At 61.5% G+C, this 14,081-nt stretch carries 14 protein-coding genes; 12 read left to right on the forward strand and 2 right to left on the reverse strand.

Annotated features, from left to right (window positions below; translation table 11 throughout):
- Positions 1–9: 9 nt before the first annotated feature.
- The 4 genes from AC1RQK_RS09475 to AC1RQK_RS09490 all read left to right on the forward strand — a co-directional run bounded on the left by AC1RQK_RS09475 (position 10) and on the right by AC1RQK_RS09490 (position 3,055).
- A complete protein-coding gene (locus AC1RQK_RS09475; RefSeq protein WP_492809067.1) occupies positions 10–162 on the forward strand; it encodes a helix-turn-helix domain-containing protein in 153 nt (50 codons plus the stop codon).
- Positions 163–662: 500 nt separating this feature from the next.
- A complete protein-coding gene (locus AC1RQK_RS09480) occupies positions 663–863 on the forward strand; it encodes a hypothetical protein (protein ID WP_492808690.1) in 201 nt (66 codons plus the stop codon).
- Between the two features lie 265 nt (positions 864–1,128).
- Entirely contained in the window at positions 1,129–2,136 is a 1,008-nt protein-coding gene (locus AC1RQK_RS09485) for an amidohydrolase family protein (RefSeq protein WP_492808691.1), read from the forward strand.
- Positions 2,137–2,275: 139 nt separating this feature from the next.
- Positions 2,276–3,055, forward strand: coding sequence for a hypothetical protein (locus AC1RQK_RS09490; RefSeq protein ID WP_492808693.1), 780 nt, complete (start codon positions 2,276–2,278; stop codon positions 3,053–3,055).
- Between the two features lie 87 nt (positions 3,056–3,142).
- On the opposite strand, the gene AC1RQK_RS09495 is transcribed toward AC1RQK_RS09490, so the two are convergent.
- Positions 3,143–3,277: a hypothetical protein gene (locus tag AC1RQK_RS09495; protein ID WP_492808694.1), complete on the reverse strand. Its 135-nt coding sequence runs from the start codon at positions 3,275–3,277 to the stop codon at positions 3,143–3,145.
- Between the two features lie 6 nt (positions 3,278–3,283).
- Positions 3,284–3,436 carry a hypothetical protein gene (locus AC1RQK_RS09500; RefSeq protein ID WP_492808696.1) on the reverse strand — a complete coding sequence of 51 codons (153 nt, stop codon included), beginning with the start codon at positions 3,434–3,436 and terminating at the stop codon, positions 3,284–3,286.
- A 584-nt stretch (positions 3,437–4,020) separates the two neighbouring features.
- Here AC1RQK_RS09500 and AC1RQK_RS09505 point away from each other — a divergent pair.
- The 8 genes from AC1RQK_RS09505 to AC1RQK_RS09540 all read left to right on the forward strand — a co-directional run bounded on the left by AC1RQK_RS09505 (position 4,021) and on the right by AC1RQK_RS09540 (position 14,006).
- Positions 4,021–4,230, forward strand: a complete 210-nt coding sequence (locus tag AC1RQK_RS09505; protein WP_492808697.1) for a hypothetical protein — start codon at positions 4,021–4,023, stop codon at positions 4,228–4,230.
- Between the two features lie 71 nt (positions 4,231–4,301).
- Complete coding sequence (locus tag AC1RQK_RS09510; protein WP_492808699.1) at positions 4,302–4,784, forward strand: hypothetical protein; 483 nt, start codon at positions 4,302–4,304, stop codon at positions 4,782–4,784.
- A gap of 363 nt (positions 4,785–5,147) precedes the next feature.
- Positions 5,148–6,755, forward strand: coding sequence for a DUF1302 domain-containing protein (locus tag AC1RQK_RS09515; protein ID WP_492808701.1), 1,608 nt, complete (start codon positions 5,148–5,150; stop codon positions 6,753–6,755).
- A gap of 46 nt (positions 6,756–6,801) precedes the next feature.
- Positions 6,802–8,175: a DUF1329 domain-containing protein gene (locus AC1RQK_RS09520; protein WP_492808702.1), complete on the forward strand. Its 1,374-nt coding sequence runs from the start codon at positions 6,802–6,804 to the stop codon at positions 8,173–8,175.
- A 14-nt stretch (positions 8,176–8,189) separates the two neighbouring features.
- Positions 8,190–9,263, forward strand: coding sequence for a WD40/YVTN/BNR-like repeat-containing protein (locus tag AC1RQK_RS09525; RefSeq protein WP_492808704.1), 1,074 nt, complete (start codon positions 8,190–8,192; stop codon positions 9,261–9,263).
- A gap of 18 nt (positions 9,264–9,281) precedes the next feature.
- Positions 9,282–11,840 (forward strand): efflux RND transporter permease subunit, encoded by a 2,559-nt coding sequence (locus AC1RQK_RS09530; protein ID WP_492808706.1) that lies wholly within the window; start codon positions 9,282–9,284, stop codon positions 11,838–11,840.
- 18 nt (positions 11,841–11,858) lie between these two features.
- Entirely contained in the window at positions 11,859–13,010 is a 1,152-nt protein-coding gene (locus tag AC1RQK_RS09535; RefSeq protein WP_492808707.1) for an acyl-CoA dehydrogenase family protein, read from the forward strand.
- A 9-nt stretch (positions 13,011–13,019) separates the two neighbouring features.
- Positions 13,020–14,006 carry an acyl-CoA dehydrogenase family protein gene (locus AC1RQK_RS09540; protein ID WP_492808709.1) on the forward strand — a complete coding sequence of 329 codons (987 nt, stop codon included), beginning with the start codon at positions 13,020–13,022 and terminating at the stop codon, positions 14,004–14,006.
- The last annotated feature ends 75 nt before the right edge of the window (positions 14,007–14,081 follow it).

Consider the following 14,081-nt stretch of genomic DNA (forward strand, 5'->3'; position numbering starts at 1 on the left):
CGGTATACCATCACCGAGATCTCGATCATGACCGGCTTCAAGAGCGCCGCGCATTTCAGCCGCATGTTCCGGGAGCATTTCGGCTGCTCGCCGCGCGAGTACCGCCAGCGCGCGGGCGAGGACGCGCTGCAGGAGACGGCGGCTATTGCGAAGGCGGCGTAGGCTGCGCTGAGCGCGCTGCGCTCGCCGGCACTCCCCATGCCTGGACGCGAGCCACGCTCATCGTGGGCCTCCCAACCCGCCCCCGATCGGCGGCGTCTCGCTCGCTGGTGTTGGCGGCAACCAACGCCTCGCGGCTATGGCGCCTCCTGCACCTCAGGCCAGCGGTCGCTTCCGCTCACACGGTGAGTTTCATCCCGACATAGTCACGCGTGGAGGCGTTCGCGTTCAGCGAGACGGTAGCCGGCGCTGCTCATTTGCGCAGGCGGAGCGATGTCGTCGGCCGCTCTTCGTTGCGCGCCTGCGGTCACATCGTTGCATGGAGACACCGCTTGTATTGCACGCGCAGGCAAGCCCTCGACCGGCGCACTTCTTAAAATGCATCGTACGAAGACGCAAGCTGCATCAAGCGCGTCAGAAGCCTGCGCATCGATCGCCTTTGTAATGCGTCATCGAATCGCCGATACGAAGCGACTGCCTACAACAACACCGGAGACACCTCAATGACAGAGCAGTCAGCGTACATAGCGCGCCGAGCCGACACGCCCAGAGATGCGGCTTCCAGGTTGTTGCTCGCATGCGTGAGCGCTGCCCCGGCGTTCAACTTCGACGTTGACGATCTCGACTTCAAGATCCGCTGGGACAACACGCTGCGCTGCAACCAGGGCATACGCGTTCAGAATCAGGACGGCATGCGTTTGTAGAGCAGGATTGGTGCGCTAATTCTGATCCTCGACCGTCCCACACATTTCCACGCAATGTGAGAGTAACGCTGATCGCGGCGAGCCGCGCACTACTGGCACGATAGAGCAGATCCGCTTTCAGCGTTCGATATTTAGTGGGATGGAGATCAATTCTGCTTTGGATTGGAGGCGTTGCCTCCGAAGTGCCGAAGAGAGCGAGTGGCGCCAGAATCAAGACGACATTGGCGACAGGAACAATAATCGATTAAGTCACGGAACTGGAGAGATGGACTCTACCCTTTGGAGAAGCCTCGTCAAGGAGGAGCCGCTCGAACCCGAGCTTGGCATCATAGACGCGCATCATCATCTTTGGGACGCTCCGCCCGTTCCACAGTTCGAATCCTATGGCGAGCAGGCGGTGTTGGCCGATCAGGTGGCAGGCCATAATATCGTCGCTAGTATCTACGTAGAAGCCGAATCGTACTACAGAACGTCTGGGCCTCGGCACCTTCGTCTTGTTGGCGAGACGGAATATATCAACGCCGTTGCCGAGCGAGCGGCGAGCCGCGAGGGCGCGGGCGGCGGCGCTTGCGCCGGGATCGTCGCGCGGGTAGACCTCCTTCTAGGCGCGGCTGTCGAAGAGGTGCTGCACGCACATCGCGAGGCCTCTCCGATGAGGCTTGTCGGCGTGCGGCATCGCACCTCATTTGATCACGACGTGCCTGAGCACAGCGGAACGCTCCCGGGTATTCTCCTAGAGTCAAAATTTCGCGAAGGCTTCGCCCGGATAGCGCCGGCCGGCCTGACATTCGACGCGACTGTGTTCCAGTCGCAGCTCCACGAATTGCATGATCTCGTGAGGCAGTTCGAGGGCACCACGGTGGTGATCGATCATCTGGGCGGCCCGATAGGCGTAGGGCGGAATGCCGCCCGCCCTCGCGAGGCGTTCCAGGAATGGCGCAGGGATATGCTCGCTCTGTCGGCTTACGACAACGTGTATGTCAAGCTGGGTGGTCTGAATATGGATTTTACCGGGCTCGTCCGCGCCGATCGTGTTTGCCCTCCTACGTCCGATGAGGTAGCTGCCAGTCAACGCGACTACATACTGGCCGCTATCGACATGTTTGGTCCCTCGCGCTGCATGTTCGAAAGCAACTTTCCGGTAGACATGCGGAACATTTCCTATGTAGTGCTGTGGAACGGATTCAAGAAGATCGTATCTAGCTTTAGTGACGTGGAAAAGGAATTCCTGTTCCACGAAACGGCCAAAAATGTTTATGGTATGAGCCGATGAAAAGTAATGTCGGTGGGCCAAAGGAATTATAAGAGTTATGAACCATCAGGCACTGCCTGCGATGAATGAAGTTCTGGAAGTTCGTGGAAGTGAATTAAGGTGTTCACGACTGTTCTAGCAATGGATAAAGGAGCTTTGAATGTACTCAATCGATGAAGTCATACGAAATATCGATGCAAGGCCATTGGCGGTGTCCTTGGCTGCGGCAATGGCGATGCTGGTCGGATACATCCAGTGCATAGAAAGCATAAGGCTCGGTTTTCGCGATAGAACGCATGCGATGCCGCTAGCGGCGACGACATTTTTCTTTGCGCATGATACATTTTTTGCTGGATCGTATTTTATGGGGCACGGCGTTTCTAACCATTGGTTCTTCGCCGCTGGCGGTTATGTAATCGCACCATATATAGTATTGGAATTTGTGCTTTCTTGGCAGATAATAAAATACAGTGGAAAAGAGATCGGCTTGGGTGAGACAACAGGGAGGGTGGTTTTGTCTTACTTTTTCATTCAGGTGGCGATGTACGTATTCTTTATATTTATGCGATCTGTAATTAATGATCAGTTGTATCTGTTAACGACATATATCTCTCTGTTCGTGGGGACTATCTGGATGATTCCAATGATGATTAAGAGAAAATCTCGCAAGGGGCAGTCTATTCTTTTGGCTGTCGTATTGTGGATCGGTCAATCTCTGTCGCAGATAATATATTACCCGTTACTATCTCCGTATTTCTCGTCACCTATGATTATAGCAATTGGAACGGTCCAGTTTTTCATCGGCGCCGTATACACATACATGGTGATAAAGGCCCCTTCTTATGATGCGGGTCGGCAGCTCGACGATCTGAAGCAGGAAGGTTCGGGATACATGCGGGCGAGCGTTCCGGGTTCGTCCCGTTGGGTGCCCGGGCAATGAACCAAGGGAAAGATGTCATGACCGAGCCATCTCCGTTGATAGAGGGTTTGCCTACGGGGTTGGGGCATATCAAACAGAACTGGCTCATCATCGTGGACGTTCCAGCAAGCGTGGACTTTTGGGCGTGCCCTTGTCGAGGCATTCCTCGTCTTTGAAATCGGCGTGATTGATGATGTCCACGTCGGCCGCCGGGAACTTGGGCACCGCTTTGCGGGTGGTCACGTGGACTCACACCCGCACGTCAGCCCTGTGCGCCGACGCCACCGCGGCGCGCATTTCGGCATTGGACATGTTGCGATAACGGACGCTCCAGTAGAGGTCGTGGCCTTTGCTGGGCAGGATCTTGATGATCTCAGCGCCGAACAGGATCTCCTGGCGCACTGCCTTGATCCTCTGCGGCACGCCATCGATCGGGGGGCGGACAGGGCCCAGCACTGACCGCAGCGCTCGCAGTCGCCGGTCGTCATCACGAGCCGGCCGCTTGGCATGATGTACGGCCCTTCGATCCATTCCGGCCCCTTGGCCATGCGCAACTGGATGTCGTTGTTGTGCCCACAGGACGCCGACAGTGATGGTGTCGTCAGCGCTGGACCCCATAAGGACTGTGGCGCCGCGTGCGCGGTGTATATCCGCCGCATGCGGAAGCACTTCTGGGCGAACAAGGAGAACCTCGTGGTCCCGGGTATGTGAAGGCGAGAAACCTCTCCATCACTCAGAGCGATAGTTCCCATAAGCTCGGACCGGGAACTACTCGTTCACTCGCTCGAAAGTACCATATCACTACATGAGCAAGCCAGCTGGCCAGCAGTTGGCAGAGTGCTTCTTCATTCTGTTCCAACTGGACGTGGGCACCGGCAAATCCCGAATTGCGCGCTGAGCAGGCGGCTCATAGCGCCAGCGGACCTGTGCTAGGCGATACCGCATCTGTTGGTGCTGCTGCGTGAGGAGGGCGAGTAGGTCAATGTATGGTCGGTGACAAGCTCGTGTCGGCGTTGCTGAAGACGGCTGCGGAGGCGACCGAGGAGCGGGGCGTGCAGGTCGGTCCGCGCCAGAGTATCCGCGAGAAGCGGCTCGAGGACATCATCGCGTACATCAGCATGCTGCACCTGAGCAATCTAGATCTCCCTCTGCCCACGCTTGCGCAGGTGCGCCAGATCTCGCAGCGCAACCTCTGAAATTTGCTCAAGGAGCATGGCACCGCTTTCTCCGACTTACTGTGAAAAATCCGGCTCGCGAAGTCGCATGATTGGATTTCTCGCTGGACCGGCGCGGATACACCATCACCGGGATCGAGATGATGGCTGGGTTTAAGAGCGCGGCGCATTTCGCCTGCATGTTCCGGGAGCACTTCGACTGCTCGCCGTGGGAGTTTCGCAGTTGTGACAGGCAAGGATGCCGTGTGCGAGACGATCGACGTCGCGAAGGCGGTGAGGCCTTCGCTGGGCGCGCCGCGCTCGCGGGCAAATCGCCCTGTACGCTGGGGCGCGAGCCGCGACGCCGAGAGGCCCAGGCTGCACGGATCAACGCGAGCGGTATACACCTGTACATCGATTTCCAGTCGCCGGCGGCCTTAGCGTCGCGCCCAGTATCGGCGGCGATCTCCCGCCTCCAAGCCATCGTGTTCCTGCACGGCGGCGGACAGACCCGCCACAAGTTGGCACCGAGCATTCGAGGCGTTTGTCGTGGTCAGCTACCACGTGGTCTCGCTCGACACGTGCGGCTGCGGTGACAGCGACTGATCAACGACGGGCGACCATGGGATCGCCGCGCGCGTCTCGGATCTTTGCTCAGTGCTGGAGTGACTGACGCCCGGCCCAATCGTCCTCGGCGCCTCGCTAGGCGGAATGATTGCGCCGGTCGCGTTCGCCGGTCTCGCTTCGTCGCACACACACACGGTCACGTCGTTGCATGGAGGCACCGCTTGTATTGCACGCGCAGGCAAGCCCTCGACGGCCGCACTTCTTAGAATGCATCGTACGAAGGCGCAAGTTGCTTCGGGCTCATCGGAGGCCTGCGCATCGATCGCCTTTGTGATGCGTCATCGAGTCGCCGACACGAAGCGACTGGCTACAACAACACCGGAGACACCACAATGAGAAAGCAGTCAGCGTGCGTAGCGCGCCTAGCGGGCACGCCTAGACATGCGGCTTTCGGGCTGTTGCTCGCATTCGCGAGCGCCGCCCAGGCGTTCAATATCGACGTTGATGATCCAGATTTCAAGGTCCGCTGGGACAACACGCTGCGCTACAACCTGGGTGTACGCACACAGCAGCAGGATCCGGCTATTATCAACACGCCGCCGTACAACAGCTCGGACCTGAAGTTCAAGCGCGGCGACTTGGTCGCCAACCGGATCGATCTTCTGTCCGAATTCGACGTCACGTATAAGGCCGACCACGGCTTTCGCGTGAGCGCGGACGCGTGGTACGACCAGGCCTACCACGACCTCTCGGTAAAGGGAGCGCCGGGCACATACCCCGGCGACGTCTACACCCCCTACGTTAGGCGCTTCACCCGCGGCCCTTCTGGCGAACTGCTTGACGCCTTCGTTTTCACTAAGGTTGACCTTGGGGAGGTCCCCTTACGTCTGAAGATCGGCCGCCAAAACGTCTATTGGGGCGAGTCACTGTTCTCGGTCGCCAACAGCATCGCGTACTCGCAGGGTGGGCTTGACGGGATCAAGGGCGTGGCGAACCCGGGAAGCCAGGCGAAGGAGCTGTTCCTTCCGCTGACCCAGGTTTCAGGTCTGGCGCAGGTCACGAATGACCTCTCGCTTGGCGCACAGTACTACCTCGAATGGCAACCGTGGCGCCTGCCGCCCGGAGGCTCGTACTTTGGTTCCGCGAACTTCTTCAACACCGACGGAGGCACCTTCCTTGCGCCCGGTGTGCCGTTCAACGGCTCCTCCGTCGACCGGCCAAAGAATAGTGGAAACTGGGGAGCGATGGCGCGTTGGTCGCCGGAGTGGCTCGCGGCTACCGCCGGTTTGTACTATCGCCAGTTCGACGAGAAACTGCCGTGGTTGGCCGTCAGTCCGGATTTCAGCGAGTCTCACCTGGCCTATGCGCGGGACACCAAGATGATCGGTGTGAGCCTAGCCAAGAGCGTGGGGGGCGTCAGCTTTGGCGCTGAAGTTTCCTACCGCAAGGACGCGGCGCTCAACAGCGCGAACGTCACGAGCCAGGGCGCGCGAGGTGACACGTGGCATGCGTTGGTGAACATGGTGCAGTACTTCGGCGGCAATCCGCTCTGGGACGCTGCGCCGCTTACCGCCGAACTCAACTACACGCGCCTGGGCAGGGTGACAAGCAACGCCGATAAGTTCGCTGCCGTAGACTCGCCGGCCTGCTCGGGCGGGGTTAGCAACGGCTGTATCACGCGTGACGCCTGGGCGATCAACCTCGCGCTTGAGCCGGTGTGGTACCAGGTATGGCCGGGCGTGGACCTGAAGATGCCCCTGAACTTCGGCATCGGTCTCAAGGGTAACGGCGCGACACTGGGCAGCAGCCGCAAAGGGAACGGCGCGTGGAGTGTGGGCATGACGGCCGAAGTGAGGAACCAGTATTTCATCACCTTGAGCTACGCCGGCTACATGGGGCAAATGAGTACGGTAGGCAACCAAGTTGTCACGAACAACTCCGCTGGCGCAATCTACAACGACCGCGGCTGGCTTTCACTGACTCTCAAGACCACATTCTGAGGGCGCATCCCTCCCAATCAAGTTTGAACTGACTCAAGGAACCGACATGAAGACGAGCATTCAAATCACCGCCTGCGTGCTGGCCGTGCTGGCCACTCAAGTCGCTGCTGCCGCCGTCACCGCGGACGAAGCAAAGCAGCTCGGCACGACGCTGACTCCGTTCGGTGCGATCAAGGCCGGCAACAAGGACGGCACCATCCCCGAGTACACCGGCATGCCGATCAAGCCTCCGGCCAGCTTCGATCCGAAGAGCCCGGGCTACCTGCCTGACCCGTTCGCCGACGAGAAGCCCTTGCTCACGATCGACGCGAAGAACATGGCGCAGTACGCCGACAAGCTGGCCGATGGCGTGAAGGCCATGCTGACCAAGTACCCGAGCTTTCACCTCGACGTGTACCCGACGCACCGCACAGCCTACTACCCGAAGTACGCGCTCGACAACATGGTGTCGAACGCGACGAAGTGCAAGCTGGTCAACGAGGATCTTGAGGGCGAGTGCAAGGCGGGCCTGCCGTTTCCGATTCCGAAGACGGGCGAGGAAGTACTCTTCAACAAGTCCCTCAGCTTCATGGGCACGGCGATCAAGTACATCGTGGGCTTCTATGTTGTCGACAAGTCCGGGAGGATGACGCTGATGTCGTGGTTCAACGCCGCCAGCGAGCAGCCGTTCTGGCAGCAGACCAGCTCCGCAGACAAGCAGGAAGACCGGATCATCTTGCGCTCCCGGTACGACACCGAGGAGCCGGCACGCAGTGCGGGTGAACGCTTCTTGCAGAATGTCCCGATCGATCAGAAGGCTGCTACCTCGACCTATCAGTACCTGCCGGGTCAGCGTCGTGTGAAGCTCTCGCCCGACCTGGAGTACGACACGCCGAACCCGTCGTCCGGCGGCACGTCGGCGATGGACGAAGTACGTGGCTTCTTCGGCCGCGCGGACCGCTTCGAATGGAAGCTCGTGGGCAAGAAGGAGATGTACATTCCGTATAACAGCTACAAGCCACTGCAGAAAGAGTGCAGCGAAGAGAAGTTGTTGACGCCGAACCACATGAACCCGGCCTGCGTGCGCTGGGAGTTGCATCGCGTCTGGCAGGTGGAGGGAACACTGAAGTCGGGGCGCCGCCACATCTTCTCTAAGCGGGTGATGTACATCGAGGAGGACACGTACAACGCGGGCGTCTACGAGGGCTATGACGCGTCGGGAAAGCTGTACCGAACGACGATGCAGTTGCCGTTTTTCGTCTACAGCAACCCGGATCTTGGTACGTTCCCTAGCCCGTTCGTCACCTACGACAACCAGACCGGTGCGTACGGCGCGTTCAACCTGATCAGCTACACTCGCAAGGGGTCCGCGCCCATCGCGGCCAAGCTGCCCGCGCGTGAGTACACCCCCGGCGCGCTGACCGCTGGCGGCGTTCGCTGAGCGACGAGGCGGCTATGAAGCGAGCATTGCGTACACTCCCGCCTCTGGCCGCTTGCGTGCTGTCGCTCGCGGCCCATGCGTTCCAAGGGCCGTTGAGCGTCCCGGCACCAGTACTCTCCGAGCCCGCGCGGTCGCCGATGTTTGCGGCCAAGCGCGTCGGGCAGCGCGTGGTGGCGGTCGGCCGCTACGGCGTGATCGCCGTGCGAGATGGCGCTGGTGCCTGGCGGCAGGCCAAGGTCGACGTCTCGAACGACCTTGTCGACGTCGCGTTCGGCAGCGAGCGCGACGGCTGGGTCGTCGGGCACGGCGGCGTCGTCCTGCATACCACCGACGGTGGCGCCACCTGGGCGCGCCAGCTCGACGGCCAGCAGGCTGGTGCACTGGCGCTGGAACACTACCGGAGTACGGCCGACCAGCTCCCGCCGGAGCAGCGCGACGTCGTGTTGCAGCAGGCCGAGCGCTGGGCGAAGGAGGGGACGACGCAGCCGTTTCTCGGCGTCTGGTTCAAGGACGCGAAGACCGGGTTCGTTGTCGGCACCTTCAACCGGATCTTCCGCACGGCCGACGGCGGCGAGCACTGGGCGCCGCTCATCGAGCGCATCGATAACCCGCAGGAATTGCACCTTTATGCGGTCGGTGGCCTCGGCGACGAAGTGTACCTCGTCGGCGAGGGCGGCAACGTATGGCGGTGGGATGGGCCGAAGGACCGCTTCGTCAACGTGGCGACGCCTTACAACGGCTCGCTGTTTGGCGCGCTGGTGACGCCGCAGTCGGTGTTGGTCTTCGGCATGCGCGGCAGTGTGTTCCGCACCACTGACCGCGGTGCCCACTGGAAGCAAATCCCCACCGGGATTGCGGGCGGCATCGTGTCGGGCGACGTCAGGCCCAACGGCGACATCGTCCTCGTCAGTCAGGCGGGCGAGGCTCTGGTGAGCACCAACGGCGGTGCCACGTTCAAGCCGCACGGCAACGGCCTACGCGTTCCCGTCGCCGGCATCGTCAGCGCGCCAGACGGAGGTCTGCTCACCGTCGGCTCGACGGGCATCCGGATTGAGCAGGCCGCGGCTCCCGCGTCCTCGCGTCCCTAGCTCCAAGGAACAGAATCAATGGCTCACGTTACAGTCACGACCCCATCCGGGGCGACCGACAACTACAGCGATCCCGCGCGGTTCGACCGCTCGTCGGGGAACGTCATTGAGCGGCTGGTCTTCAACCACCGCAGCTGGGTGATGCTCATCTGCCTTGTCGTGACGGCGGCTCTCGGATGGCAGCTTCGCCTGCTGAACGTAAACGCCAGCTACGAGAAGATGCTGCCGCAAAGCCACAGCTTTGTACGCAACTTCCTCGACAACCGCGCGGAGTTGCGCGGCCTTGGCAATACGGTGCGGGTGGTGGTCGAGAACACCAAGGGCGATATCTACGATCGCGACTACCTCGAGGCGCTAGCCAAGGTGAACGACAGGATCTTCCTGTCGCCGTACGTTGACCGTGCGTGGATCAAGTCACTGCACTCACCTGCGGTGCGCTGGTCGGAGGTGACCGAGACGGGCTTCGACGGCGGCCCGCTGATGCCGAACGACTACGATGGCTCTGAGCGGTCCATCGCCAAATTGCGCCTCAACATCCAGCGCGCGAACCAGGTGGGGAACTTGGTGAGCATCGACCAGCGCTCGAGCATGATCGTTGTGCCGCTGCTCGATCGCGACGCCGACGGGCGTTCCGTGGACAACGAGGCGTTGACGCGATTTATCGAAGAGGTGCGCGCCAGCACGGAAAAGGACCCGCGCTACCGGGTATACGTCATCGGCTTCGCGAAGCTCGTGGGCGACCTGATTCATGGCCTGGAGAAGGTGATGGCCTTTTTCGGCATCGCGGCAGCGACTGCGGCGCTCATCATCCTTCTCTATACCAGGTGTTTGCGCAGCACCGCGCTGGTGATAACCTGCTCGATCGTGGCCGTGGTGTGGCAACTGGGCATCGTCGCAAGCCTGGGCATGGAGATCGACCCTTTTTCCATCCTGGTACCGTTCCTCGTGTTTGCGATCGGCGTGAGTCATGGCGCGCAGAAGATGAATGGAGTGATGCAAGACATCGGCCGCGGCACCCACCGCTGGGTTGCGGCACGCTTCACGTTCAGGCGCCTTTTTCTCGCCGGCCTCACGGCACTGCTCGCGGACGCAGTAGGTTTCGCGGTGCTGGCGGTAATTGACATCCCTGTTATTCGCGAGCTAGCACTGTCGGCGAGCATTGGCGTGGCAATCCTGATTGTCACCAACCTGATGTTGCTGCCCGTACTGCTGTCGTACGTTGGAGTTTCACCAGAGGCTGCGCGCCGCAGTCTGGCGGCCTCCGGTGGCGAAGTCGCCGGCATCTGGCGCTGGATTGCGCGATTCACTGGGCGCGGCTATGCGCTCGCGGCGATCGCGACCTCGCTCGTGCTGGCGGGTCTCGCCTTCGTAAAGGCGCATGACGTGAAGATCGGCGACCTGGATCCTGGTGCGCCGGAGCTTCGCGCCGACTCGCGCTACAACCGAGACAACGCCTATATCACCGAACACTACGGTATATCCAGCGATGTGTTCGCTGTGATGGTGAAAACGCCTACCGACGGCTGCCGCTCGTTCGAGACGCTTACCGAGATGGACCGCCTTGGGGCAGAACTGGGTCGCGTGCCGGGAGTCCAGCAGACTACCTCGCTGGTCGATCAGCTTCGCGCGTTCACCGTGGGCGCCTACGAGGGCAACCCAAAGTGGTCGACGGTCGCGTGGGACCCGCTGGTGCTCAAGGACCGCATCGGCCTCGCGCAGAACTGGAACTCCGAGATGCTGAACACGGACTGCTCGGTCATGCCGGTGCTTGCCTACCTCGCTGACCACAAGGCCGAGACGCTGACGCGCGTGGCGAAGGTGGCGCAGGACTTCGTCGACCGGCATTCGTCGTCGAACTCCGACCGGACATTCCTTCTTGCCGCGGGCAACGCCGGCATCGAGGCCGCAACCAACTCAGTGGTGGAGAAGGCTAACCGCGAGATGCTTCTGGAAGTGTACGCAGCCGTCGTGCTTCTGTGCGCCATCACCTTCCGCAACTGGCGAGCGGTGGTGGTAGCGATTCTTCCACTCATCCTGACCTCCATCATGGCAGAGGCCTTGATGGCGATGCTCGGCATCGGCATCAAGGTGGCGACGTTGCCGGTGGTTGCGCTCGGCGTGGGCATCGGCGTGGACTACGCGCTCTATTTGCTCAGTGTTCAGCTCGCGTTTCAGCGCCAGGGTGTCCCGCTCGATCAAGCTTACCGCTCGGCGCTGGGCTTCACCGGCAAGATTGTGGCGCTCGTGGGTATCACACTAGCTGCCGGGGTCGTTACCTGGGCGGCATCGCCGATCAAGTTTCAGGCGGACATGGGGATCATGCTTACCTTCATGTTCCTGTGGAACATGATCGGTGCGCTCATCCTGATTCCGGCGCTGTCGCATTTTCTCCTGAAGGACGTGAAGGGCACGCGACGCGGCGCCGCAGTCATGGCAGAGTTTGCTTCGGATCGTGCTCAGCCTCATGAGCCTCTGGAGCAGGATCCACGCACTCATTCAGATTCCGCCTCTCCCGCACATCCCCCAGAAGGGCGCGCTGCATGCGTCCGCCCGGCTACTACTGATGTCGCGATGTGAACCCCCTATCTCAAGCTCATGATTGACACTCTCCAACTGGCGTCCGTCCCGGCCGCCGACGAAGCGTTGCGCAAGGATGTGCGCGGGTTTCTGCGCGAATATCTGCGTGACGTCCCGCCTCACCGGCGCGCTCGCTCATGGGCAGGCTTTGATGCTGGCTTCAGCCGCGCGCTTGCCGCCCGCGGTTGGGTGGGTGTCACCTTGCCTGCCGGACTTGGCGGCGGCGGGCGCAGCCCGTTCGCACGGTTCGTCATCTCTGAGGAACTGCTCGCGGCTGGCGCCCCGGTGGCGGCGCACTGGATTGCCGAGCGCCAGAGCGGGCCGCTGATCGTCAAATACGGCACCGAGGCTCAGAAGGCCTTCTATATTCCACGCATCTGCCGCGCCGACGCTTTCTTCTGTATCGGCATGAGCGAGCCGGGTTCGGGATCTGACCTGGCGAGCGTGCGTACGCGCGCGGTGAAGACCGCCGACGGTTGGCGGCTAAGCGGACAAAAGATCTGGACGACGCACGCAATGCGGTCGCAATACATGATTGCCCTGGTGCGCACATCGGGCAGCCCGGATGACCGTCACCGAGGCTTGTCACAGGTCGTCGTCGACCTGTCGCTTCCGGGCGTGACCATTCGCCCTATTGAGGATCTGACGGGCGATGCGCATTTTTCGGAGGTCTTCTTCGACAACGTTGAACTCGGCGACGACGCGCTGATAGGCAGCGAAGGCAGCGGCTGGGAACAGGTGACCGCCGAGCTTGCCTACGAGCGCAGCGGTCCCGAACGCATCTATTCGAGCATCGTGCTGCTCGAGCCGTGGCTCGAGTGGCTGCGAGCACATCCGAATCCGACCCGCGCAGAGCTGGCGCAGGCGGGCGCCATAGCGTCGCGCTTAGCGGTGTTGCGCAGCATGTCGGTGGCGGTGACTGCGCGTCTGGCGGAGGGTTTCAGCCCAGTGGTGGAAGCCGCATTGGTGAAGGACCTCGGCACGACGTTCGAGCAGGAGCTACCGTCGCTCGTTGCGGATATCGTTCATGCCGATCCATATGTGCCGTCCGGTGCGGAGTTGGAGCGGACCCTTGCCTATGTTACGCAAGTAGCGCCGGCATTCTCGCTGCGTGGCGGTACGCGCGAAGTGCTGCGCGGAATGATCGCACGCGGCCTTGGCCTTCGTTGAGGAGCGACCATGCACGACGACATGTTGACGGATGCAATAGAGGCGCTGCTTTCAGGCTGCTCTACACCGAAAGCGGTGCGAGCGATCGAAGCGGGTGGATCGAGCGAGACACTGTGGGAGGCCCTCGAAGCGTCCGGCTTCTGCGACGCGTTGGTGCCCGAGTCGCAGGGCGGCGCAGGGCTGGGCCTTTCAGACGTGTTCGCGTTGTTCGAGGCTTGCGGCCGGCATACCTTGCCAGTGCCGTTCGGCGAGACAATTATGGCTCGGGCACTGCTAGCCCTCGATGGTGAGCCAGCGCCGGAGGGTGCCATCGCCCTCGCGACGCGGACCGAGCCGGTGCGGGCCATTGAGGTGCACCACGGCCGTGTTGCTGACTGGGTGCTTGTCGACGACGGTCGGTCGCTGCGGCTCTTCGACGCTCATGCGGCGTGCCGCGAAGCGCACAATGGTCTGCCCACCGACGCATACCTGCAATGGCATGAGGGCGCGCGGCCGGAGCGGACCCTGCATACCCATCATGACCTTCGAGTCATCCAGTCCGTGGTGATTGCCGCGCAGATTTCGGGCTCGATGCGCGAGGTGTTTGCTCGAACCCTACAGTACGCCAACGAGCGGGAGCAGTTCGGCCGCTCGATCGGTAAGTTCCAGTCTGTTCAGCACCAATTGAGTGTGATGGCCGAGCACGTGGAGAAGTCCCGGATGGCTGCGCGCATCGCGTGCGCTTCGTGCGGTGTTTTGCCCGCCCCACTGCTCGTGGCCGTGGCCAAGGCGTGTACCAGCGAAGCCGTCGTGCCTGTCGCCACCATCGCACACGGGGTCCACGGCGCCATCGGCATCACGGCAGAGTACGATCTACAACTGCATACCCGCCGGCTGCACGCTTGGCGCGTGGCGGCGGGCAGCGAATCCTACTGGCAACAGCGCATCGGGCGCGCCTTGTTCGAAGGGACGCAGAGCGTCCCAGATTTCGTGCGTAGCGCCCTGACGCCGGTGTGATAGCTTACAAGCCTGTTCCCCAAGTGTGGACGGTGCGCCCGCAGATGGGTACCAGGCTGCCATCTCGTCGCGTTC

This window comes from Cupriavidus sp. GW822-FHT02D05 (assembly GCF_058802485.1).

Coding starts and splice junctions, on each gene's coding strand:
- AC1RQK_RS09540 (WP_492808709.1), top strand. CDS start 13,020: ATGCACGACGACATGTTGACGGATGCAATAGAGGCGCTGCTTTCAGGC.
- AC1RQK_RS09520 (WP_492808702.1), top strand. CDS start 6,802: ATGAAGACGAGCATTCAAATCACCGCCTGCGTGCTGGCCGTGCTGGCC.
- AC1RQK_RS09530 (WP_492808706.1), top strand. CDS start 9,282: ATGGCTCACGTTACAGTCACGACCCCATCCGGGGCGACCGACAACTAC.
- AC1RQK_RS09535 (WP_492808707.1), top strand. CDS start 11,859: ATGATTGACACTCTCCAACTGGCGTCCGTCCCGGCCGCCGACGAAGCG.
- AC1RQK_RS09515 (WP_492808701.1), top strand. CDS start 5,148: ATGAGAAAGCAGTCAGCGTGCGTAGCGCGCCTAGCGGGCACGCCTAGA.
- AC1RQK_RS09485 (WP_492808691.1), top strand. CDS start 1,129: ATGGACTCTACCCTTTGGAGAAGCCTCGTCAAGGAGGAGCCGCTCGAA.
- AC1RQK_RS09505 (WP_492808697.1), top strand. CDS start 4,021: ATGGTCGGTGACAAGCTCGTGTCGGCGTTGCTGAAGACGGCTGCGGAG.
- AC1RQK_RS09525 (WP_492808704.1), top strand. CDS start 8,190: ATGAAGCGAGCATTGCGTACACTCCCGCCTCTGGCCGCTTGCGTGCTG.
- AC1RQK_RS09480 (WP_492808690.1), top strand. CDS start 663: ATGACAGAGCAGTCAGCGTACATAGCGCGCCGAGCCGACACGCCCAGA.
- AC1RQK_RS09490 (WP_492808693.1), top strand. CDS start 2,276: ATGTACTCAATCGATGAAGTCATACGAAATATCGATGCAAGGCCATTG.